The organism is Vibrio nigripulchritudo ATCC 27043 (genome assembly GCF_000222685.1).
GTDB classification, from domain to species: domain Bacteria; phylum Pseudomonadota; class Gammaproteobacteria; order Enterobacterales; family Vibrionaceae; genus Vibrio; species Vibrio nigripulchritudo.
The window spans coordinates 1-23,355 of the sequence record NZ_AFWJ01000306.1 but is presented as its reverse complement, the minus strand read 5'-3'; the positions used below and the strand labels follow the sequence as shown (position 1 = coordinate 23,355).

Annotated in this window: 19 protein-coding genes; 11 read left to right on the top strand and 8 right to left on the bottom strand. The window is 45.2% G+C overall.

Going from position 1 to position 23,355, the window contains the following annotated elements; genetic code table 11:
- Positions 1 to 42 precede the first annotated feature (42 nt).
- The 4 genes from RH89_RS25335 to napF form a co-directional block, all read right to left on the bottom strand.
- Positions 43 to 501, bottom strand: coding sequence for a nitrate reductase cytochrome c-type subunit (locus RH89_RS25335; protein WP_004408236.1), 459 nt, complete (start codon positions 499 to 501; stop codon positions 43 to 45).
- Between the two features lie 69 nt (positions 502 to 570).
- Positions 571 to 3,060: a periplasmic nitrate reductase subunit alpha gene (gene napA / locus RH89_RS25330; protein WP_004408235.1), complete on the bottom strand. Its 2,490-nt coding sequence runs from the start codon at positions 3,058 to 3,060 to the stop codon at positions 571 to 573.
- Entirely contained in the window at positions 3,057 to 3,359 is a 303-nt protein-coding gene (locus RH89_RS25325; protein WP_004408234.1) for a chaperone NapD, read from the bottom strand. The genes napA and RH89_RS25325 overlap by 4 nt, the downstream gene beginning before the upstream one ends.
- Before the next feature lie 2 nt (positions 3,360 to 3,361).
- Positions 3,362 to 3,853 carry a ferredoxin-type protein NapF gene (gene napF / locus RH89_RS29370; RefSeq protein ID WP_004408232.1) on the bottom strand — a complete coding sequence of 164 codons (492 nt, stop codon included), beginning with the start codon at positions 3,851 to 3,853 and terminating at the stop codon, positions 3,362 to 3,364.
- A gap of 199 nt (positions 3,854 to 4,052) precedes the next feature.
- Between napF and narQ the strand changes: the two genes are divergently transcribed.
- From narQ to RH89_RS25295, 5 genes are all read left to right on the top strand, one after another.
- A complete protein-coding gene (narQ, locus tag RH89_RS25315) occupies positions 4,053 to 5,771 on the top strand; it encodes a nitrate/nitrite two-component system sensor histidine kinase NarQ (RefSeq protein WP_004408231.1) in 1,719 nt (572 codons plus the stop codon).
- Entirely contained in the window at positions 5,758 to 6,390 is a 633-nt protein-coding gene (locus tag RH89_RS25310) for a response regulator (protein ID WP_004408230.1), read from the top strand. Before narQ ends, RH89_RS25310 begins: the two co-directional genes overlap by 14 nt.
- Positions 6,391 to 6,555: 165 nt before the next feature.
- Positions 6,556 to 7,653 carry an autoinducer 2-binding periplasmic protein LuxP gene (locus tag RH89_RS25305; protein ID WP_004408229.1) on the top strand — a complete coding sequence of 366 codons (1,098 nt, stop codon included), beginning with the start codon at positions 6,556 to 6,558 and terminating at the stop codon, positions 7,651 to 7,653.
- 18 nt (positions 7,654 to 7,671) lie between these two features.
- On the top strand, positions 7,672 to 10,281 hold the full coding sequence (locus RH89_RS25300; protein ID WP_004408228.1) for a LuxQ periplasmic sensor domain-containing protein: 2,610 nt from the start codon (positions 7,672 to 7,674) through the stop codon (positions 10,279 to 10,281).
- A 303-nt stretch (positions 10,282 to 10,584) separates the two neighbouring features.
- A complete protein-coding gene (locus RH89_RS25295) occupies positions 10,585 to 11,232 on the top strand; it encodes a hypothetical protein (RefSeq protein ID WP_004408227.1) in 648 nt (215 codons plus the stop codon).
- A 75-nt stretch (positions 11,233 to 11,307) separates the two neighbouring features.
- On the opposite strand, the gene RH89_RS25290 is transcribed toward RH89_RS25295, so the two are convergent.
- A complete protein-coding gene (locus RH89_RS25290; protein ID WP_004408225.1) occupies positions 11,308 to 12,567 on the bottom strand; it encodes a hydroxymethylglutaryl-CoA reductase in 1,260 nt (419 codons plus the stop codon).
- Between the two features lie 197 nt (positions 12,568 to 12,764).
- Positions 12,765 to 14,555 (bottom strand): PAS domain S-box protein, encoded by a 1,791-nt coding sequence (locus RH89_RS25285; RefSeq protein ID WP_004408224.1) that lies wholly within the window; start codon positions 14,553 to 14,555, stop codon positions 12,765 to 12,767.
- Positions 14,556 to 14,774: 219 nt separating this feature from the next.
- Between RH89_RS25285 and RH89_RS25280 the strand changes: the two genes are divergently transcribed.
- The 4 genes from RH89_RS25280 to RH89_RS25265 all read left to right on the top strand — a co-directional run bounded on the left by RH89_RS25280 (position 14,775) and on the right by RH89_RS25265 (position 17,413).
- A complete protein-coding gene (locus tag RH89_RS25280) occupies positions 14,775 to 15,410 on the top strand; it encodes a histidine phosphatase family protein (RefSeq protein ID WP_080564076.1) in 636 nt (211 codons plus the stop codon).
- Between the two features lie 102 nt (positions 15,411 to 15,512).
- Positions 15,513 to 16,343, top strand: a complete 831-nt coding sequence (locus RH89_RS25275; RefSeq protein ID WP_004408222.1) for an AraC family transcriptional regulator — start codon at positions 15,513 to 15,515, stop codon at positions 16,341 to 16,343.
- 66 nt (positions 16,344 to 16,409) lie between these two features.
- Positions 16,410 to 17,102 carry an AzlC family ABC transporter permease gene (locus tag RH89_RS25270; RefSeq protein ID WP_004408220.1) on the top strand — a complete coding sequence of 231 codons (693 nt, stop codon included), beginning with the start codon at positions 16,410 to 16,412 and terminating at the stop codon, positions 17,100 to 17,102.
- Complete coding sequence (locus RH89_RS25265) at positions 17,099 to 17,413, top strand: AzlD domain-containing protein (RefSeq protein WP_004408218.1); 315 nt, start codon at positions 17,099 to 17,101, stop codon at positions 17,411 to 17,413. Before RH89_RS25270 ends, RH89_RS25265 begins: the two co-directional genes overlap by 4 nt.
- Positions 17,414 to 17,436: 23 nt before the next feature.
- Here RH89_RS25265 and RH89_RS25260 read toward each other — a convergent pair whose 3' ends face one another.
- Positions 17,437 to 18,321, bottom strand: a complete 885-nt coding sequence (locus RH89_RS25260) for a LysR substrate-binding domain-containing protein (protein ID WP_004408217.1) — start codon at positions 18,319 to 18,321, stop codon at positions 17,437 to 17,439.
- Between the two features lie 126 nt (positions 18,322 to 18,447).
- Between RH89_RS25260 and RH89_RS25255 the strand changes: the two genes are divergently transcribed.
- Entirely contained in the window at positions 18,448 to 19,407 is a 960-nt protein-coding gene (locus tag RH89_RS25255) for a DMT family transporter (RefSeq protein WP_004408216.1), read from the top strand.
- A gap of 50 nt (positions 19,408 to 19,457) precedes the next feature.
- Here the strand turns inward: RH89_RS25255 and RH89_RS25250 are convergent, their stop codons facing one another.
- A complete protein-coding gene (locus tag RH89_RS25250; protein WP_004408215.1) occupies positions 19,458 to 22,409 on the bottom strand; it encodes an HD domain-containing phosphohydrolase in 2,952 nt (983 codons plus the stop codon).
- 355 nt (positions 22,410 to 22,764) lie between these two features.
- On the opposite strand from RH89_RS25250, the gene RH89_RS25245 reads away from it, so the two are divergent.
- A partial coding sequence (locus tag RH89_RS25245; protein WP_004408214.1) for a phosphatase occupies positions 22,765 to 23,355 on the top strand: 591 nt, incomplete at its 3' end.

The window sequence follows — 23,355 nt, the reverse complement described above, 5'->3', positions numbered from 1 at the left end:
GCTTTTAATATCTTCATAATCAGCCTCTTAATTCGCTAAAAATCATTTGCTGAGAGAATCAACACTTTGGAATTCATTCTCCACAAGCGGGTTAGCGTTTGCCTGAGGTACATGACATTGAAGACAGAAGTAACGTCTTGGTGACATGTCTGCCAGCACCGCATCTTCGCGGTTTACGTAGTGCGTGACACTGATTTTTGTCGCCCCCATTTCCTTGGCATTTTTCCAGCTGTGGCAAGCAAGGCATTTGTTTGCATTCAGAGAAACTTCGTATCCCCGAATGTTATGAGGAATCAAAGGAGGCTGATAAACGTAGCTGCTTTCTAGCGCCTGTTCACGAGGGTACTTTTTGAAGTCGTCCGCTGGGCGAGTGTCTTCCAGCTCGCTTACTCCACGCAGAGATTCTAACCCGCCAATACCTCCAGGGTTATCGAGTTCGGCTATGGCTGCACCACTGAGAAGTGCACCGACCGACAGTAGTGTTACTAGAATTTTTTTCATAATGAGTTCTCCGCCATTAGGCTAATTCTGATTGTCTGACCGCTATGAAAGCGGTCAGAAGCAAAATTCTTAAGCGATCTTGGTGATTTTGACCGGGCACTTTTTAAAGTCTGTCTGCTTCGAAAGTGGGTCAGTCGCATCTAGAATCAGCTTATTGATGAGGATTCGTGCATCAAAGAACGGCACAAATACCAAGCCTTGTGGCGGGCGGTTTCGCCCTCGGGTTTCTACACGGACTCTCACTTCACCGCGTTTATTGGCAATCAGTACTTCTTCACCTCGGCGTAAGTTTCTTGCTTTGGCATCCGCAGGGTGGATGTAGCACACCGCATCAGGAACCGCTTTGTACAGCTCAGGAACCCGACGAGTCATGGTACCGGTGTGCCAGTGTTCAAGGACACGTCCGGTACATAGCCACATGTCGTACTCAGAATCTGGTGATTCAGGTGGCGCTTCATATGGCGCTGAGATGATCAGAGCTTTACCGTCTGGCTTGCCATAGAAGTCCCAACCAGAGCCTTTCTTAGCATAGGGATCAGAACCTTCCTTATAGCGCCATAGGGTTTCTTTACCATCGACTACCGGCCAGCGAAGTCCGCGAACCTGGTGGTATACGTCGTATGGCGCGAGATCGTGTCCATGGTCGCGACCAAATCTGGCGTATTCCTCAAACAAACCTTTTTGAACATAAAATCCAAAGTGGTGGGCGTCGTCATTAAGCTCACGTGCTTCCTCGACAGGGAACTTATCCACTTCACCATTCTTGAACAGCATGTCGTACATGGTTTTTCCACGATATTGTGGCGCTTTTGCGAGCATTTCTTCGGTCCAAACCTCTTCCATCTTGAAGCGTTTTGAAAACTCCATGACTTGCCAAAGGTCAGATTTCGCTTCGCCAACTGTGTCGATCTGTTGGTACCAAGCCTGAGTTCGTCGCTCAGCGTTACCGTAAGCACCTTCTTTTTCGATCCACATTGCTGTAGGCAATACAAGGTCGGCAGCTTGCGCAGTCGCCGTTGGGTAAGGATCGGAGCAGACAATGAAGTTTTCTGGATTACGGTAGCCCGGCAGGCGTTCGCCATTAATATTCGGACCTGCTTGCAGGTTGTTGTTACACATCACCCAGTACGCATTCATTTTGCCATCGCGAAGCATGCGATCCTGCAATACGGCGTGGTAGCCTGGCTTAGGTGGAATAACACCCGATGGTATGTCCCAGATTTTTTCTGCATACGCGCGGTGTTTTGGGTTCGCAACCACCATATCTGCTGGCAAACGGTGCGCAAAGGTACCCACTTCACGAGCAGTACCACACGCAGAAGGCTGACCCGTTAACGAGAATGGGCTGTTACCCGGGGTCGAAATTTTGCCTGTCAAAAGGTGAATGTTGTAGATCAGGCTGTTCATCCAGACACCACGAGTATGCTGGTTCATCCCCATGGTCCACAGTGACATTATTTTGGTGTTTGGATCGGCGTATTGTTTTGCCAGAGCAATAAGCTTGTCTGGTGCGACGCCCGATATTTCCGACGCTTTTTCTACTGTGTAAGGCGCAACAGACTTCTTGTATTCCTCAAACGAGATAGACGTCATTTTGCCAGAGTTCGGATTTTGTGCCTGTTTCTGCAGCGGGTCATCGTCTCTCAAGCCGTAGCCAATGTCAGTGGCGGTCTGCTTAAAGTTGGTATGCTTGTTAACGAAATCCCAGTTAACTGCGTCATTTTCAATGATGTAATGCGCAATAAAGTTGGCAATGGCTAGGTCACTTTGTGGCTTGAAGATATAGCCGGAATCCGCCAGCTCAAACGAACGGTGATAGTAAGTAGACAACACGTTGACTTTCACATGAGGAAAACTCAGTCGGCGGTCGGTAATGCGAGTCCAGAGCACAGGGTGCATTTCTGCCATGTTTGAGCCCCAAAGTACAAAGGAGTCTGCGTGCTCAAAGTCATCGTAGCATCCCATGGGTTCGTCGATGCCAAATGAACGCATGAAAGCACCAACCGCAGAAGCCATACAGTGGCGAGCGTTAGGGTCAATGTTGTTAGAACGCAGACCCGCTTTCATCATTTTGGCAGCGGCATAGCCTTCCATTACGGTCCATTGACCTGAACCAAACATACCTACACCAGAAGGACCGTGCTTTTTAAGCGCATCTTTCCATTTTTCTGCCATCACATCGAATGCTGTGTCCCAGGATACGGGCTGAAAGTCACCATCTTTGTGAAATTTGCCATCTTTCATACGCAGCAAAGGTTGAGTGAGGCGATCTTTTCCGTACATGATCTTTGAAAGGAAATAGCCTTTGATGCAGTTTAGTCCTTTGTTTACAGGGGCTTCAGGGTCACCCTGAGTGGCAACCACTTTTCCGTTCTGTGTTCCTACCAGTACAGAACAGCCAGTACCGCAAAAACGACAAGGCGCTTTGTCCCATGTGATTTTGGTTTGATCTGAACTGGCAATCAGGTTGGTGGCGGAGGCGGGTAGGGTAATACCAGCGACTGCGGCGGCTGATGCAGCTGCGTTTGCCTTAACAAACGCACGTCTTGTCATTTTCATGCTTCACCCTCAATTTGGTGTTGAGTTCCAGTGTTTTTATCTTCGCCATCCAGTTCCTGTTCAATCTGGTGATAAACCAAAACTGTATTCAGAACGTTGGCTAATTGGTTAATGGCATCAATGGTGTCGGTAATGAATCCCTGATTTTCGGTCTCCAAAACCACCACGATTTTTCCTTCCGGGCTGTCCCCGTAGATTTCTGCGCTGTCTAACTGCGAAATCTGGGTTTTCACACTCTCCAAATGCTGAGGTGAAACGTGAACCACCAAGCTGGAAATGTGCACTTCATTTAGTGCCATAGTTATCTCTCGTTGTTATTTATGCTCACATTGATGGATGAAGTCGGGCACACTGATACGCAGGCGCCACAGCCGTTGCACTCATCAAGATTTAAATTTGGTTGTGCTACTTTTCCTATAGATAACTGGAACTGGATAGCCATGGTTTCGCACATATCACCACAGCTTCTGCATTCAACGTTCTGGCTTGCAAGACAGGTGTTTGATATTGCAGCTTTCGCGTTCCAGGGTGTGGAGTCTTGGGTGTTAAAGAGTTTTTCCGGGCAGGCATCTGCGCATTGATAACAAAACGTGCATTCTCCCAGGTCAAAGTCGACAATGGGGAAGCCACCGCTACCGAGTTTTATGATTTTTGTTTCACAACCGGAAGCGCATTGGTTACATCGGGTGCATTGCTCTGTAAACTCAAGGGCGTCTTTAACCCACGGCATGCGAGGTTGGTTTTCGCTTTCGTTATTTCTTGTGAATAGACGTCTTCGGATTGGGTCGACCAAAACCACCTCTCATTAAGTTATCAAAATCTGTTAACAGACTTTCATTACTCCACATAAACAGTTTAGTTTTGGACATATTTGATTAAATAACCCTAAAGGGGTAATCAAAGACTAAACTGTTTTAGATCAATAAAATTGTCAGTAATTCAAGCGCTAATGAATATGCAAGATGGCGTGAGACGTTCAAAGAGGGTTGTATTTGTTTAAAATTTTGAAAAAGCCAGTAACCAGCACAGTGGCACAGGCGCTGCTCTGGATATTGCTTTTGTCGATAGCAACCACCAGTTTTGCGATTTTTACGCTGGCATCAAGCCTGAATGATGCCGAAGCGGTCAATGTGGCTGGCTCAATGCGAATGCAGAGTTATCGGTTAGCGTATGATATTCAGAGCCATTCGTTAGACTTCGAACTTCATGTAGAGCAGTTTGAGCAGTCTCTGTTTTCTCCCTCCATGTCAGCCTTAAAACACTGGACGGTGCCCGAAGACATTCAAACCGATTACGTGTTGATCATTCAAAGGTGGGAGCAGTTGAACGGGCTGCTATTATCCCAACAGAACGACGTCTACCTCACTCAGGTTGCCGACTTTGTAGAACAGATAGATGAGTTTGTGTTTGATCTTCAGGAGCATTCTGAGCAAAAGCTGATTGCACTTTCCTGGATTGGTGGAGTCGGGCTTGGCGGCATACTGATCATTTCTACCTTTGTCGTTCGATATGTAAGAAGAGAAGTCGTTAATCCACTCAACCGATTGAGCCACGCCAGTGAGCAGATCCAGAAAAGAAATTTTAATGTCTCGCTGCATGTTTCTGGTGACAATGAACTGTCACGCCTCACGCATACTTTCAATTCCATGGCGAGGGAGTTGGGCGAACTGTACTTTGGTCTGGAAAGAGCGGTTGGGGAAAAGACTCACCGACTGAGGCATGCCAACGATTCGTTGCAAGTGCTGTATAACTGCTCTCAGGCACTTAATGTTTCACGTATTACCAAATCTCATATTGAAACCGTAGTTGGATACTTGTTCAGCTTAGAGGGTATCGCTGCGGTTAAGCTCACTGTAGGCATAGGAAAGCAGAGTGAAGTCATTCGGCAAGGTGAGCCTAAAGACTATAGTGACTGGCATCGGTTACCACTGACTCTGGACGAGCAGGAACTGGGTACACTTGAAGTACAGTACATGCTGCCTTGCCCAGACAAAGAGTTAATCGACAGTATCTGTCAGGTGTTAACGCAAGGTATTTACTATTCACAAACACAGAAACAGGAAGAGTACCTGCTGTTAATGGAAGAAAGGGCAACCATTGCGCGAGAGCTACATGACTCTCTGGCTCAGTCTCTTTCCTACTTAAGAATTCAGGTCAGCCTGCTTAAAAGAGCGCTTGGCTCTTCAAGTCCAGCCAAGCAGGAAGCCATTCCCTCAGTCATTGCCGATATTGATTCAGGTTTGTCTGCGGCTTATACCCAACTGCGAGAACTCCTCAATACCTTCCGATTGAACATTAAAGATGCAGACTTTGACGATGCCCTAAAGCAGATGGTCATTCCACTGCAAGAGCAGACGGAAGCAAAAATCGTCATTCAAAACGAAGTTGCCTCTTTGAATGTGCAGGCTAATGAGCAGGTTCATGTTCTTCAGTTGATTCGTGAAGCTGTATTGAATGCGGTTAAACATGCCGAGGCAACGACAATTTCTGTGCACTGTCGTAAAAAAGACAATGAAATTTCGGTTGCGATAACGGATGATGGCATAGGATTTGATGTAAACCACCACAAAATCAACCATTATGGTCTAAGTATTATGGAGGAGCGTGCAGCGAGATTGAATGGGCACGTTTCAGTAAAAAGCACTCCCGGAGAAGGGTGCCATATTCAGTTAAATTATACCGCAGAAGAGAGCATAAATGACGACATGTAATGTGCTGATCGTCGATGATCATCCGCTGATGCGTAAAGGCATCACTCAGTTACTCAGTTTTGAAGAGGAGTTTCACATAATAGGTGAGGCAAGTAATGGGTCTGATGCACTTGCCATTGCATTGAAAGAACAGCCAGATTTGATTCTTCTCGATCTAAATATGAAGGGCATGTCGGGGCTCGACACACTGAAAGCATTCCGTGCTGAGGGCATTGAAGCTCGTATTGTTGTTTTGACTGTATCGGACAGCCCGAGCGATATCGATACCATGGTTAAAGCCGGCGCAGACGGGTATCTGCTAAAAGACACAGAGCCCGATGAACTGATTGAATTAATCAAAGACTCGCTTTCTGGCAATAAAATTTACAGCGACGAAGTCCGTAAATACTTGAATGAGCGCACCAATAACCCTTCTATTATGGATTTGCTGACCGATCGCGAGCATCAAATCCTGAAAGAAGTGGCGAAGGGGTTTCGCAATAAACAGATCGCCGATAACCTGTTTATTTCCGAGTCTACTGTTAAAGTTCACATGAAAAGCTTGTTAAAGAAGCTGGAAGTACCATCCCGGACCGCCGCCACAATTTTGTATTTAGAGCACTTTGGTGACCCGAGATAGCAAAATATCATTGCAACATGATGCATTTTTGTTGATTCGTGCCAAACTTTAAGATGAATTGCATTAAGGATAAGCAGTCAGAATAATCCTAAGCATTTGCGATACAAATTCTTTTTTACATCAACTATATTAACGTGATGCTTCACGCAAATTGGTGATTAAGATATGAAATTGCGACATCTTTTGGTTGGCACCATCAGTTTGGCTTTAACGTCGAGCTTAAACGCAGCACAAGTTCTCAACGGGTATTGGGAATACAGTGATTTCCTTAAAACCTTCCCAGAGCAGCAGTCACTGGTCAGAAACTTTAGTGATGTCGTTCGCTCTGAGCCCGTCCCACTTAAGGTAAAACAGAGAAAACCTGTCACGATCTCGGTTATCTATCCGGGTGAGCAGGTGTCTGATTACTGGCGCAGAAACATCAAAGCATTCAGCAAAAGAATGGATGAACTGGGCATTGAGTATAAAATTAACAAAGTTTTTACTCGCCCGAATGTAGACATTCGTCAGCAAAGTGCTTCTTTGATGGAAGCCATCCGTAACAAGTCAGGCTATCTGATCTTCACGTTAGATACAGGTCGACACAGAAAATTCATCGAACACGTTCTCAATAGTCCAGATACCAAACTCATACTGCAAAATATCACCACACCGCTTAAAGCGTGGGAACAAAATCAACCCTTTATGTATGTTGGCTTTGACCATGCCACAGGAAGTCGCGCGCTCGCCAGCCATTTTAAATCTCGTTTTCCGCGAGGCGCAGACTACTCAGTACTCTTCTTTTCTCAGGGCTACATCAGTGCTGCACGTGGCGATACTTTCATCGATGCCATGAGTAGCGAAGGGGAAAACTATCAACTTCGTTCTTCTTTCTACACCAAGGCGAGCCGAGAAAGTGGCTATCAGGCCGCAAAAAATGCGATTCAAAAAGGCGACAATTTAGCCTTCATGTACGCGTGTTCGACTGACGTCGCATTGGGTGCTACTGATGCGATTAAAGAGCTTGGCAGAAATGACATAATTATCAACGGTTGGGGTGGTGGTAGCGCTGAATTAGAAGCGATACAAAAAGGTGAGTTGGATGTTACCATTATGAGAATGAACGATGATACAGGCGTTGCGATGGCAGAGGCCATCAAAATGGATCTTGAAGACAAGACCGTACCTACCGTTTATTCCGGTGATTTTGAAATTGTCACCAGTCAGGACAGTGAAGAAAGAATACAAGAGCTAAAATTACGTGCTTTCAGATATTCTGATTAATGGAAGTATCAAGCTAGGATGATTAAAAAACTTACGACCAAAAGACGCTCACTGGCGAACTTGATAGTTCGCCTGATTGTCATCATTTTTGGTGTTTTGACCGTTGGCGTAATGGTACAAAGCTACCATTTCTCATCCAGCATTATTAAGCAGGAAGTAGCGCGTAGTTCTACTCAAACGTCTTCTTTATTACAAAACCTTCTCGACTATAAGTTAGCCACGTTACAAAGCCATCAAGACAGTAATGCGCTCAACATTACTCTGCAAAACAACCTCATTAGCAACAGCCCTGATCAGGTTGATTTTTTCTTTTTGGATTTAGAACAAAACGACCCGCTTAACTCTCCTGATTTTCGATTTATCACCTCTGATAATGGTGACGTGAATTGGAATGATGGAAATGGTCTGTTTTACGGGTTAACAGAAGTACATCTCGAACGAATTTCTACGTCCATCAGTTTGGGTCGAGACTGGCATTACATAAGCCAGGATACGGTGTTGGGTGAACGGAATTTGCTCATTCGCAGAACACCAATCATTAGTTTGGAAAATGGGCAGGTGTTGGGGCATTTGTACATCGCCATCGTTCTGAACCGCAATCTATCCCTAATTGATCAGCTGCAAGTCGCATCCAACAGTGATGCGGTGATCATGATGATCGATTACACACCTATTGCCAGTACCATCAACTCTGAAGACCCGCTTTATAATGAAGTGCTTGAAGACCTGAATCAGGATAATACGGGCTCTTCGGGTGGGCATTTATTCAATGCAACGAATCTGCTGGTAAACGGTGAAGACACGCCGATCTATGTTTACACGATTCAGACCAATTCCAATATTCTGACTCTGGAAGAGAACTACAAAGTTGGTCTGGCGATCAGTATGTTCACCATGTTTGCACTGGCACTGCTGACCAGACAGATCATTCAGCGGCTGGTTTCGAACGAGCTGAAAAGTTTAATGGAATACACACGCTCGGCGGGTGACCGTATAGAATCCTCGGAGTTTCAAGGGTCAAGCATTTATGAGTTTGACCATGTGGGGCACACGCTAGAAAAGACGTTTGAAGAACTGCGAGAAAAAGACAAGTCGTTTCAGGATTTGTTTAACTTTTCACTCTCTCCGATCATCGTTTGGGACACCGAGGGTGGGGTTCTAAGGATGAACCCAGCCGCAGAGCGCGCTCTGAATTCAAAGCTGGATATGAGTGACAGCGAGATAGATGACCGCTTTAAAAGCTTCCAGAGCAAAGTCGCGTTTTACCTGCGTATGGTAATGACGGGTGAAACCCTGATGGGGGTTAACGTTCCAATTGAGAACAAGATCTATCGCTGGAACTTATCACCACTAGAGTTTGATAACGAAATCCACGCCATCATCGGGCAGGGACAAGACATTACCACGCTGATTGAAGCAGAGAAGCAAAGTAACCTGGCTCGAATCGAGGCCGAGCGAAGTGCGGTCGCCCGAGCGGACTTCCTGGCAAAAATGAGCCACGAGATTCGTACTCCGTTAAACGGAATTCTCGGTATTACTCAAATCCTTCAGAGCACATTAGACAAACCGGAAAACAAGGAAAAAGTCGACATTCTTTACCAGAGTGGTGAGCACCTTCTAACGGTACTGAATGATATTTTAGACTTTTCGAAAATTGAACAGGGCAAACTTAATATCGAGTTTAATGAGTTTGTTTTCCGTGATTTGGTGAAATCGCTTGAGACCATTTACATGCCGTTGTGTGTAAATAAGGGGCTGTCCCTCGAAATTCAAAATGAAATCCCGGAAAAGCAGATCATTAGAACCGATCAGGTTCGTCTGAACCAAATTCTGTTTAACCTACTTAGCAATGCAGTGAAGTTTACATCGGAAGGTGGCGTGATTGTCCGCTTTATGATGGAAAGCCATGAACCCGGTAAAGAAATTTTGAAGCTTGAAGTTCGTGATTCAGGGATCGGGATTTCAGAAAGCAGCCTGGAAACCATGTTTGAACCATTCATTCAGGCAGAATCCACCACCACCCGGGAATATGGTGGAAGCGGGCTGGGCTTAGCCATTGTGAAAAACCTTCTGGACCTGATGGGCGGTTCCATCAAAGTCACCAGTATGCAGGGAGAAGGGGCATCATTCTACATACAGTTGCCTGTGACTGTAGTAAGCCAGATCCAGCGCGAAGAAGTGGAAGCTTCGAATCACGAAGATCCAGCCACTCTGTTTGATACCAGTATTCGAGTGTTGCTGGTGGAAGACAATAAGAGTAATGCCTTTATAGCTAAAGCCTTCTGCCAGAAATATGGGATGGAAGTAGACTGGGCGGAAGACGGCTTGATTGCACTAGAAAAAGTGCAGACTCAGGAATACGATCTTATCTTGATGGATAACCAGATGCCTAACCTTGACGGTGTTGAAGCCACACGGCGAATGCGACACGAAATGGGTATAGAGACACCAATCTATGCCTGCACAGCGGATGCGTTTGAATCAACCAAAAATGCGTTTCTCGAAGCAGGCGCAAACTTCGTAATTGTAAAACCTCTCAAAGAAAAACCGCTCTATAACGCTTTTCACCACTTTAAAGTGAAGGATTTGAAAGTGGTCAATGGTGATAATGCTGCCACCGGCACTTAGCCAGCTTAAATTTCTTTTTGCGAAATCTTGAATAAAGGGCTTATTTTGATGAATAAGCCCTTTAATTATAAAATAATCTCGCGCATAAGTGTAAGTAACAAAAATGTTATTTTTTAAATTAGCGTAATTGGCCTTGTATCTGATACATGGATCAAATTAATAAATAAATGGCTGGATTATATTTACCCACCTGAAGATACTCTGTTAAGAGTACTCAGCCTGAATTTACTGGATTATAAATACCGCGCATAGACGGAAAGAAGTTCGGGGTGCTATTTAAAAACGTTGGTCAGGGAAGGCAATATGAACAGGCTATCTAAGCCGAGCATCTTGACGCAGGAGAACATTCTAGTCCTGCTGGTGCCCGCAATACTCTATTTCTCACTGGTACATCTTTTTGGGATGTTCTGGTGCATTCTGTTTTTGTCCGCTTACGGGTGCTTTGTTTCCATTTACTCAACCCGAAAAAGCATCGTTGCATTTTTCTTTGCACTGTTTGGGCTTATAGAGTGGATGGTATCCTTACATTTACCTCAGTCCCTGCTCGATGCATTCCCGCAATTTTCCTACATGACAGGAGCGCTGCAAATTGCGGTCATCATGTTGGTGTTTTCATTCCTTCGCTTTCCACTCCCCATGTTGCTGGCTGAAGCAACCTACGAGCATTTGAAAGCGTTGCACCGACAGTTTCCAGACGAATACATAAGAATGTGGCAGAAAATAAGCGCGATGTGGATATTGTGTTTTTTGGGAAAAGCGTTGGTATTCTATTTGTCTCTTCACGCGTCTCACGAACAAATACAACTGATGTCAATTCTGCTTGGCTGGCCTTTGTACTGCATGTTGATTCTTGTTTCCATCATCGCACTGAATGTGAAAGTGCTGAGTTTTTACCGTGAGTCTTTAACGTCAGAAAATAGCCGTTCTCACGCAAATGGTCACTTTTTCTAACCGAGTGAAAAACCGAATTGTAGAAAAACGGCTAGCCCTTTAAGAGCTAGCCGTTTTTGATTGACTTGGAGGAATTTAGCGCGACAGCTTGCTGTGCGCTTTAGTAAAGTGCCCCGCGCAAAAAGCGCCGACGATAGACAGCTCTCCAGCTAGGCAAAGTGATGCGCAGACTTCTGCCAAAGCTTTGGCTTTTCCTGTTCCGCTTAGCCCCATGATATCCAGACACGCTTTTTGAGAAGGTAAGCCAGTTCCACCGCCTACTGTGCCAAGCATTAAATTAGGTAAGGTCACACTCGCGTAGAGGCTACCATCTTCTTTCACTGACATACGGGACATACCCACTGCCGATTCAGCAACACAGGCCGCGTCTTGCCCACAGGCAATGTAGAGAGCGGCCAGAGCGTTGGCAAAATGTGCATTCACACCAATAGAACCACTGAGCAGAGCCCCAGAAGTTGTAATTTGCCCGAATTTGACCATGTCTTCTGGGTTAGTGTGGAGGTACTTCTTTACCATCTCACGCGAAATGTGCACTTCTGCCGACACTTTTTTACCCCGGACACTTCTCATGGTGTGAGCGTTGGCTTTTTTATCACCAGAGAGGTTGCCGTCCAAGATGGCATGGTTTGGTGTCATGGGAGAATGCTTGAGGATGTACTCAAAAACCGCGTTGGTAGCAATGGTTACCATGTTTTGCCCCGACGCGTCCCCGGTAAGAAATTCAAATACTAAAAAGACCTGATTGCTTTCAATGGTGATGCTGATGTCTTTAAGTTTTCCATGGCGAGTGGTCGATTCTGCTAGTGATTTGAAGGTATCGTACTGACTGGTAGCCCAGCCGACGAATTGTCCGGCCATTGCCAAATTGTCAAACATGAATGCAGGAGTACGGGTTACTCCCTCATTGATAAGCATTGCCGATGCACCACCGGATGCCGTAACCAACTGACATCCGCGATGATAAGACGCGACTAATGCAGCTTCTGTTGTTGCCAGAGGAACAAGATAGTCATCTTTGGCAAACAGACCGTTTACTCGTAAAGGACCTGCAACTCCGAGTGGCATTTTCACAGAGCCGATGAAGTTCTCGATATTTTTGCTGTACGCTTTTCGTTGTTTGTAAGTGGCGGGATCGAGTAAGACTTCTTGCAGGGCATCATCATCGATTATCGCCCAGCGGTTCTGAATGGCTTTATCCGTCAGAAAAGGGGAGCGAGGCAGAGTGACTACCGGAGGCTTGTTGTCTGGGGCAAGCTTATTTTCAATCTGACCCAGCGAACATTGTTCTTGAATCGAGTAATGCCCAGTGTTTTCAAGTGCATTCAATTTTGGCATGAGTGAAGCGTGTAATAATATTTTTAAAGGATTCTACCCGCGGGGGCAGATAAAACAAGGAAGACTCACCGAAAGTTACAATATCCGCTCCTGCTATTCAGAGTAGGGATGGTCATGTAACTGACAATTCACTATGTAATTTAACTATACCAATAAAAAAGAGGCGCACGCTGCGCCTCCGTATGATTTCGGGATGTTTACCCGCCAGTTTTGAGTTTAAGGACATCCGCGAGCTCTGTGAGTAGCTTCTGAGTTCCATCACTGAGGCGGTTAATCTCATTTGTCGATTCTGAAGATCGAGATGCCAATTGGCGAACTTCGTCTGCCACTACCGCAAACCCGCGTCCATGTTCACCGGCTCGTGCAGCCTCAATGGCTGCGTTCAATGCCAGCAAATTGGTCTGGTCTGAGATACCGTCAATGACTTTCGCGATTTCAGATATTTCATTACTTGAATTGGCCACGCGATCCATGATTTCAGTCATACCGTTACGCTGCTTCACTTCGGCTGAAATGTCCTTAATGAATGCGGTGTAGATAGTTCTGCCGTCCAGAGTTACTTTCGATAAAGACAGCAATCCCCATGCTTCTTTACCATCTGGGCGATTAATGGGAACTTCGCGGCTGGTTCCAACGATTTTGTTTTCACCAGTATTAAGATTACGCTGAATAAATCCGTCGTGATTCGGTTGCAACTCTACTGGAACCAGCATTTTCACGTTTTTCCCGATAACGTCTTCAGCCTTATAACCCCAAAGCTTTTCTGCAGAAGCGTTAAAGAAGCTAACTATGCCTTTTTCGTCAATGGTAATTACGGCATCAAGGGCTTGTGAGAGCGTTTGGTTGATCGTTTCCTGCGCCATGCGCTCTTCGGTGATATCCCGTACAAATGCGGTATAGGCAATTTCGCCGCCGATTTCGATCTTGGAAAGAGAAAACGCAACCCAAATTTCGGTGCCGTCTTTTTTCTCTAGTTGGAGTTCTCGGCTGGATCCTACAATTTTGTCATTGCCTGTTCGACGGTTAGCGTTTACGTATTCATCGTGCCGAGGCTGGTGAATTTTAGGAACCAGCATTTTTACGTTCCGACCGATAACTTCTGAGGCGCTATAGCCCCATAATTCTTCGGCTGAAGGGTTATAAAAGGTAACGATGTTGTCTTTGTCAATTGTCACAACTGCGTCAATGGCCTGATGCAGAACCTGTTCCATTTGCTCTTTGGCTGCTCGCTCCGCGGTGATATCACGAGCAAATGCGGTGTATCCTATCTCACCGTCAAGCTCAATTCTTGAGAGTGAAAGGTTCGCCCAAATCCGTTTTCCAGACTTGGTTTCAAGCTCGATGTCACGGCTGGTTCCGACAATCTTATCGACTCGGGTTTCGCGGTTTGCGTTGACGAGGGAATCGTGTTTGTCTCGAATTTCCCTCGGAACCAGAATTTTTACGTTTTTGCCCATGACCTCTTCAGCACTGTATTCCCACAGTTTTTCCGCTGCCGAGTTCATGTAGGTAATGCAGTTATCGCCGTCAATAGAAATCACGGCATTGACCGACTGAGCCAGCACTTGCTCAATCCGTTGCTGAGCATTCATTTCTTCGGAAATATCTTTAACGAATGCCGAGTAGCCGATGCCATCTGAAAGCTTAGTTCTGGTTAGTGCCAAACTGACCCAGACTTTACTTCCATCTTTTCTGATGAGCTCTAGTTTACGAGAGGTACCGACGATAACATTTTGATTCGTCGTGCGGTTTCGGTTGACGTAGTTGTCATGGTTAGCCTGAAATTCTTCCGGCACCAGCATCTTAACGTTCTTACCAATGACTTCCTTGGCTGAATAACCCCAGAGCTTTTCAGCGGCATTATTGAAGTAAAACACCTTGTTGTTTTTATCAATGGAAACAACGGCATCCAGCGCATTGTCGATAATCTGATTACTCACGTTTCCATTGCTTTGGCTTTTCCCGCCCATTAAAGAAAATAATCCCATTGCTCGATCCTAATTTGTTCTATCGACGTTGTGCTGCCAGTAATAGTTATTTTCTTTGAGTCTAGACACCGATTTTGTGTTGTTCCAATTTTGAGCAATTATTTCATTATTTAGGTCATTTTAGTGATGTTGTGGTAAAAGCTTTGCACTGATAGAACCTTAGATAGCTAATAACCAAATTTGTCAATTGATCCAGATTGTCGGTATATTGGAACGAAAATGGACGGACAGACAAGGTTGTTTCAAATGGCGCGTATTCATATATTTAGACATGGTCAGACTCAATGGAACTTGGAAAAGCGTCTTCAGGGACATGATGATTCACCATTAACTCAGCTAGGTATTGAGCAAGCTGAACTTGCGAAAGAAAGACTGTCGCAGGTTTCATTCGATGCTGTTTTGTCTTCACCAAGTGGAAGAACGGTTCATACCGCCAACATCTTAACGGGCTTACCAAAAGAACAAATCAAAACAATGGAAGGGTTGAGAGAAATTCATTTAGGAAGCTGGGAAGGCTTATCTACAGAGGAGGTAGCTCTCCGTGATAACGAGAGATATACCGCTTTCTGGAATGCACCTCAGAATTACAAACCTGATACTGGTGAATCTTTCCAAGACTTGCGCGAAAGGGGGCTGAAAGCACTTGAGGACATTGCTTTAGAATACGGAGGTCAAACCGTCGTTGTTGTTTCTCATGCAGGCTGGATCAAAGCCGTGGTAAGTGAACTGGCTGGCATTGAGTGCTCACTTATATGGCAGGAACCTTATGCTGACAACCTAAGTGAATCTATCTTGTACTTTGAAAATGGCAAATGGCGGGTCGAAAAATTCTGCGATATCACATGGCACAAATAAGCAAAATTATACAATTTTTCTATTGAGCGCTTTGATAGGATGATCGCGTCAACATCCAAGGATTGATGGCATATCAATAGTAAGCATTAGACAAGGAAAGTTATGGGTACAACTCGCACCAAAAAGAAAAACAGAGAGATCGCTAATTTTTGCATTGCACAAGAATTAGGCGGGCTGGAGCTATTGGAAGCGAGTTACGAAAAGCAAAACTTTTCCTGTCATAGCCATGAAGGCTACACCATTGGCGTAATCGAAACGGGGGCTCAGCGTTTTTACCGCAGTGGTGGAAACCATGTTGCACCGAGCGACAGCATTATTCTGGTGAATGCGGACGAATTACATAATGGGCATTCCGCTACTGAGGGAGGTTGGTCTTATCAGGCAATGTATCCGCTTCCTGAGCACTTTGAACAGATTGGGCGGTCATTTTGTGGGGCTCCATATTTTCCAGCGCCAGTTGTTTATGACCCGGAACTGGCTTCCCGATTTCGTCAGCTTTTTTCCGTGCTAAAGTCGGATTCAACTCGGCTTTACCGAGAAACAGCCCTCTATGAAGCGTTAATGAAGCTTGTTATTCGACATGGGAAGAATGAGCCAAACATGTCAGATATGGCGTCTGCAAAACGTAATATCCAAAGGGCGAAAGAGTTTCTGGACGATCTACCTCAAGCAGATGTTTCGCTAGAAGAACTGGCTTCAATTGCTTCACTTAGCCCTTACCATTTTGCGCGTGAGTTTAAAAAAACTTACGGAATCCCACCTCATGCTTATCAGGTGCAGGTTCGATTGAGGCTGGCAAAGAAATGGATGTTAAGTGGAATGAAAGTCATGGATGTCGCCCATGATTTGGGCTTTCATGATCAAAGCCATTTTCACCGACATTTTAAGTCGGCAATGGGCATTACCCCTTCTCAGTTTGCTAAAGCAGCTTAACCTCACACGTATTACATATACTCTGAGTGTTTTTCCGTGCACCCAGATGATTCATTCAAGGAAAATATGTCTCAAGAATCTCGCTCTTCACTTTTCATTCAAGGCACCATCAAGATGTTGCCTCTCAGTATTGCCGTAGTCCCTTGGGGAATATTGGCGGGATCCTTTGCAATAGACAGCGGTCTTACGCCGATGGAAGGGCAGGCGTTTTCTTTGATCTTGTTTGCAGGAGCCGCACAGTTGGTGGCAATGGGCATGATCAAAGCAGGTACAACACTGGGTGCGCTTGTCGTCACTATTTTTTTCATTACATCGCGTCATTTTCTATACAGCGTGGCAATGCGAGATAAAATCAGCCCGTTGCCAGGGCGCTGGCGAGTGGTGTTGGGTTTTCTGTTAACGGATGAATTGTTTGCGTTTTGTGGCAGTCAAACCCCGAAGCAATTTAAGCCATGGTACGCATTTGGCGCAGGGTTGAGCTTTTACTTGATTTGGAACTTGGCGACTTTTGCCGGAATTGTTGCTGGCAGTACTATCCCCAATTTGAATGAACTCGGGCTGGAATTCGCCGTTGCCGCCACTTTTATTGGCATTGTGGTGCCAACCGTAAAAAATCGACCTGTACTGGTGTCTGTGTTTGTCGCTTTAGTCCTTTCCGTTTACTTTGCGTGGCAACAAGTGGAGGGAGGTTTGGTGATTGCCAGTGTGATTGCAATGATCAGTGGTTACATGTGTGAAAGGTTGGAGGGCAAAGCATGATTTACTGGTACATTCTGGCAATGACAGCAGTTGTGTTTCTTAGCCGGTATCTGTTTTTAGAACCCAGATTGCCGCTTCGGCTGAATCATCAGTTTCAAAGATTACTTTCTTATGCCAGCCCTGCGGTGTTAACGGCGATTTTAGCGCCTATCGTATTTGTTCCCGAGGGAGAGCTTCACATGTCGCCGACCAGCCCTTACGTTCTGGCAGCATTGTTGTCTTGTTTTGTTGCATGGAAAACAAAAAATGTACTGACAACAACGCTAGTTGGAGTGGCTGCGTTTTTAATCCTAAAGCACCTAATTCTTTGAGTAAGAAGACTGCTTTGCAGCTCTTAAGTGGTTTCTAAAAACTCAGCTTCAAGCCAGTTGCGAAGTGACTTTACACTTTCAGAATTCAGGCGGGATGGATGACAGGCATAGAAGAAGGTGTTCTCAGGGTGAGTTACTGAAACATCGACCTGAGTCAGTAGCTCGTGGTGTAAATCGTCTGCAATAAACAGTTTGTGGGTAATGAGTACTCCGAGCTTTCTACGGCACGCATGGATGGCCTGAACCGATGTATTGAAAGTCAGGTTGTTTTCTTTAAGCGGAATACTGACACCGCGTGCTTCACACCAGAGAGCCCAGTCCTTTTTACGTCGGTCATTCGATACAAAAATGGCGGGCACTTCTAAAAGCAAATCCTGAGCGCTTCGGGAGCTTTTCGCTAAGTCCGGGTGAGCAACCATAACAAGTTCATCATCCAGTAATTTATGGCAGTAGTAGTCCTGCCAATGCTGTTCTTGTCCATGAATGATTGCTAAATCCACGCCTTCTGCCGGTAAATCAAACGTTCCGATGATGTTTGAAATCCTTACGTCCAATTCCTGATTTGCACCTTGGAATTTTTCCACCCTGGGGATCCACCAGTGCAGCGCAAGCGATGCCACCATGTTTATTGTAAGGCGACCATCATCTGGATTTTGTTTCAGCTTCTCGGTAGCAGATACCACGGTTTCAAATGCAGGAGCAACCTGCTGGAAGTACCGTTTTCCTTGTTCATTCAGATGAACATGTCTACCTGAGCGAACAAAAAGAGTAACATTGAGGAAGTTTTCAAGGCTTTTGATAGCCTGGCTAACCGCTGAATGGCTTACATTCAGAACGTCGGCTGCTTTAGTCATGCTTTCCAGTCTTGCAACGGCAATGAAAGTATAAATGGCTTTAAACGGTGGCATTTTCTTCTCTCTGCTTGCTGGTTCAATGAATTTTTATATGTAAGTAAAACTTACAGGTTTGGTTAATTTTAATCGTTATTTTTCTTTTTGCCAGCACCTTAGAATGGGTATCAACAGGAGATATATATGACGTTATCGAAACCTATTGTATTTATGCTGGTATCCACGTTCAGTCTTTCACTGAATGGGGTCTTTTCAAAATTACTTACAGAAAGCCTGAGTGTACAATTACTCAGTATGCTGAGGTTTTTTGTTCCTGCGTTTATCCTTTTCGCGTTCATGGCACTGACGCAGTTCCACCTTCCACATCGTAAAATGTGGCGAGCGCTTTGGGTCCGTTCAATTTGCATGGCGGGCTGCCAGCTCTGCTTTCTTTGGTCGATGCAGACACTGACGTTAGTTGAGTCTGTCGTTTTATTCAGTACCGGACCTCTGTTTATTCCAGTACTTGAGCGATTGATTTTTAAAGTAAAAATTTCCGCAATGAACATTGTTTGCTTGTTCATTATGGCGGCAGGTGTTCTGCTGTTAGCGGGAGATCTATCTGAGTTTTCATTTAAATGGGAGCTATTGGTGGGATTAGCCGCTGGTGCTCTGGTCGCTGGGTCTCAACTGGCGCTTTTCCGGGCATCAAAGGGGAGCATGACACCAGCGTCTCTTAATGCCTGGACATTTCTGTTGGCGTTTCTGTTTCTGGTTCCCGTTTATCTGGTTATCGGACCAAGCCATACCGACACGGCATTACTGGCGATGCCAGAAGAACATGAGTTTGTCTGGATAATGTTATTGGTGTTGTCACTGTTGATTGTGAATACTCAGGTATTTCGCGCAAAAGCGTATCAACTGGTGGAGACTGGGTCGCAGCTTGCACCACTTATCTACACCAATTTGGTTTTCACCTGCATTTGGCAATTCACGTTGTTCTCAGAGTCATTAGATGGGCACAAAATAATGGGAATAAGCCTGATTGTCCTGGCCAGCATGATGAATACGCTAAAAAAGGGGATAGTGCGAATCCATAAAGCTATGAAACCCGCAATTGAGGGAATGAGGGCAGGGTTCGTTATCTATAAAGAAACGAGGTAATTAGAAAGCACGGTGATCGTAATCACCGTGCTTTTTGTAGGCATCTTCATTTAGCTGGTGGTGGTAGAACCTTTTGTCGTTTTCTTAGTAGCTTCCGCTTCTAATTGAGCTCTTTTGGCTTCACTAGCCAATTTAGAAAGGTGAATAAGCACCTCGGTCATATGAGATTTCACATCTACCTCAACCATCTGTTCTGCAGACAAATACTCTCTGGCGTACTTCATATACACACCTTGCTGTAAGAAGAGCAGGTACAGTTCTGGGTCGAGATGCCCCGTAGTTGCAAGTTTGGTCATGATAGACAAGGACTCTTTAAGGTTCTTGGCTTTCTTGTAAGGTCTGTCACTGGCTGTCAGGGCTTCAAAAATATCAGCAATTGCCATCACTCGCGCAGGGACGCACAGTTCTCCAGCCATATAGCCTCTGGGGTAACCTGTTCCGTCTACACGCTCATGATGGCAACCTGCAATTTCCGGTGCTTTCTGGAGATATTCCGGATAAGGCAGTTTATCCAGCATGTCGATGGTTTGAATGATGTGGTCATTAATAATGAAGCGCTCTTCATTCGTGAGTGTGCCAGAACGTACCGACAGGTTGTAAAGCTCACCGCGATTATAATGGTAATCTCCAGGTGTGAGATTGAAGTCTTCTTTCCACATCTGCTTTGGATTGAAGCCCTCAGCCCATGGAATACGGTGTACTTGCTTATCTGATAACACCGATTCCATAACAGGAAGCGGAGCCGGGTCTTCACAGCGGCTTTTCTCTACCCAAGAAATGCCAAGCTGGTCATCGATGGTTCGAGTCCACTGCCGCTTGCTGATTTCTTCGATTCTTTCCAGCTTGCTGTCGTCCATAAACTCACTACCCAGATTACAGTCAGCGATAAACCTGAAATCTTCATCCAGCGATTTCAGTTCTGCGTCGAGCGCTTGTTTCAGTTCCTTCTGGTCTTTGCCCGAACTTAACCCTTTCCAGTACTGCGTATGGGCTGTTTGTTTGAGTAATTCAAAGCGCATGCGCACTTCGTGAATGCGATCGTAAATGGTTTCCAGTTTTGTCGCCTTATCTACCACATATTCAGGCGTGATGATTTTCCCGCAATCGTGTAACCAAGCGCCAAGGTGAAGCTCCTCCCACTCTTTTTCCGTCATTTGAAAATCTTCAAAACGACCTTTGTCATCAACAACAGCCTGAGTCAGCATTTCTGCGAGAGCAGGGACACGCTGACAGTGTTTACCCGTATAGGGAGATTTGGTATCGATTGCCGATGCGAGCAGCTCAATAAAGGCATTCAGCATGTCTTTTTGTTGCTGAATCTGGTCAATGTTTTCTTTCGCTATCGCAGCGAAAGAGAGCAGTTCACGCAGGAAGTCGTGTTTCTCTTTCTGAGCCGCAGTGACTGGTCGCTCGTATCCTAGAGTCAGAATTCCGATGAGCTGCTGATCTCGGTTAAGAAGAGGAAACAGATACAAATCGGAATTGTAGAAGTAAACAAGGTAAGGCTTGAGTGCTTCGTCCTCTTTGGAAAGGTGAACGATTTCTCCTTTCTTCAATGATTCCTCAACATGGCTTGCATTTTTAAGGAGCAAATTGATGTTTATTTTCAAAGGAATGATGGCTTGATTGACGCTCTCATCAAATTGCTTAGTGTTCTTATTCCAGACCGAAAGCACGATGGTTTCAGCTTTGGTGACAATGTAACTTTGATAGGTGATGTTTTTCGCCAGCCTTGAGAAATCCCGATTACTTGCGGTGTCATGCAAGAGCTCTAGTAAGTCATGAAGCGTGTGCTCCATCAATTCAACGGACTGAGTCAGGTCATTTACTTCTCTGATCAGGCTTTTTGGATAGCGCGTCTTGGTAAATTCAAAGCGTCGAATGTTATCGGTTTGCCTGTTCAGGTTGTGAAGCGGGCTGGCAATACGTTTCGCGATATACCAGACAATACCAAAGCAGCCTACCAGCATGAGAATGGCCACAGTAACCTGCTTATCTCGCATGGAATAGAGGTTTGCCAGCAAAGCGTCCTGAGGTGTTGCTTCCGCCAGCCACAGGCTAACGTTATCGGTGAGTTTCACTGGTGTCAGAGTAACGGACCAGTCGATGCCTCCGTGTTGAATTGCGTAGTACTGATAAGAGAGTTCTCGGTTTAAATCGAGTTTGCTGAATACCGTGTTTTTAAGCTGCTCGCCAAGATGAATATTGTCGTAAGAATCTGGAGAGCCATTCAGCCGATGTGAGGCGAGTGGTCGCAACGCGCTGTCAAACAGCAACAACTGGCTTTCACTGGCGTAGGCAAGTTCACCGATACTTTTATTTAACCCATCAAGAGAAAAATCCGCGGCGACCACATAATCGTTATTGGCAGTCTTACGAACAAATGTGACACCAATATCCTGTAGCCAATAGAAATGGTAAGGCTGAGTCAGGTGGATTTTCTGGTCGTCAGTAGCATGTGCATACCACGGTCGTTTTCTGGGGTCGTATTGGTTGTCATACCGAATGGATGCGGCGAGAACAGTGCTGTCTCCGTCAAGAAACATGGACTCGTTTCTTCCATCAATGTCGGTAGACCGGAAAAGTATCTCGGCACCTTCAGGAGCCTTGAACTGCTCCGCTGTCTTCGGGTTGTATAACGGTCGGTAGAGCGTAAAGTCGCCGTTATCTGAACCGTAATACAGCGCGACCAGACTGGTATTTCTTTGAAAGATGATTTCCAGAGAATTCAACCATCCGCCTTTCTCTACTGAATCTTTCTGATGACGAATAAAGCTGCTCATTGCCATGAAATCGAGTGTTGTCAGCACTGGTGCGACTTGCTCACGAAACAGAGTTTCAAGCTTAAGGCTATTTTCGTTACTCAGCTCTTTGGCTGATCCTTGTAACAGTTGTTGTGAGTGATGGTAGCTGATCGCAATCAAAACGCTTCCAATCACTGTGGCGAGTGCCATAAACAGGCTTGTTATATGGATACTCAGGGGGTAGCGGTGCTTTGTCATACAAGTTTCACCATGCTGCAAACTGACATAATGCGAATTTAACTTGAGCCATATATGTAATGGCTGAGTTAATATTTTGTTGTAGGCTAAAACAATTACGAACGTAACTAACCCTTTGTAACTGATGCTTTTTAAGTATTGTAGAGGTCGCTCTATATGCAAGTGTTTCAATAGGAAAAATTTGCATATAAGTACTTTTATTTGAGCTGGATCTCTTTGTAATTTCGGAAAGAAGGTCACCGTTTTACGCAAACTGTGAAACAACGAAAACCAAACGGTCGGCATCGTAAAATGTTAAGCTTTAACTAATTGAAATATAAACAGGGTCTGTTGACCTTAGGGTTTGATCTTCATTATGAAATTGTTAGTAGACACACATACTCACACCTATGCCAGTGGGCACGCCTACAGTACCTTGATTGAAAATGCCAAAGCCGCGAAAGAGTGTGGACTGGCGATATTTTGTACTACGGATCACTCAGAATCCATGCCAGGCGCACCACACTATTGGTTTTTCAGTAATCAGAGGGTATTACCCAGATTTATTGACGGTGTTGCGATTATTCGTGGTGTGGAATCCAATATCATGAACACCTGCGGCGACATCGATATTCCCTTATCCGTTGACAAAAACCTCGACTGGGTGATTGCGAGTTTTCACGAAGCCGTGTTCAAACCTCAAAGTAAATCTGCGCATACGGATGCCTTAATCAATATCATTTTATCAGGTCGGGTGGACGCTCTCGGACATCTAGGCAACCCGAATTACGATTTTGAATTTGAACCAGTCATTGAGTGCGCTGTCGAGAACCACGTTGCGATTGAAATCAATAACACTTCACTTAAAGGAAGAAGCCGAGCGGGTAGTGTTGAAAGGTGCAGTGAAATCGCAAAGCTAGCGAAAGAAAAAGGCGCTTTTATTACAACTGGCTCTGACGCGCATTTC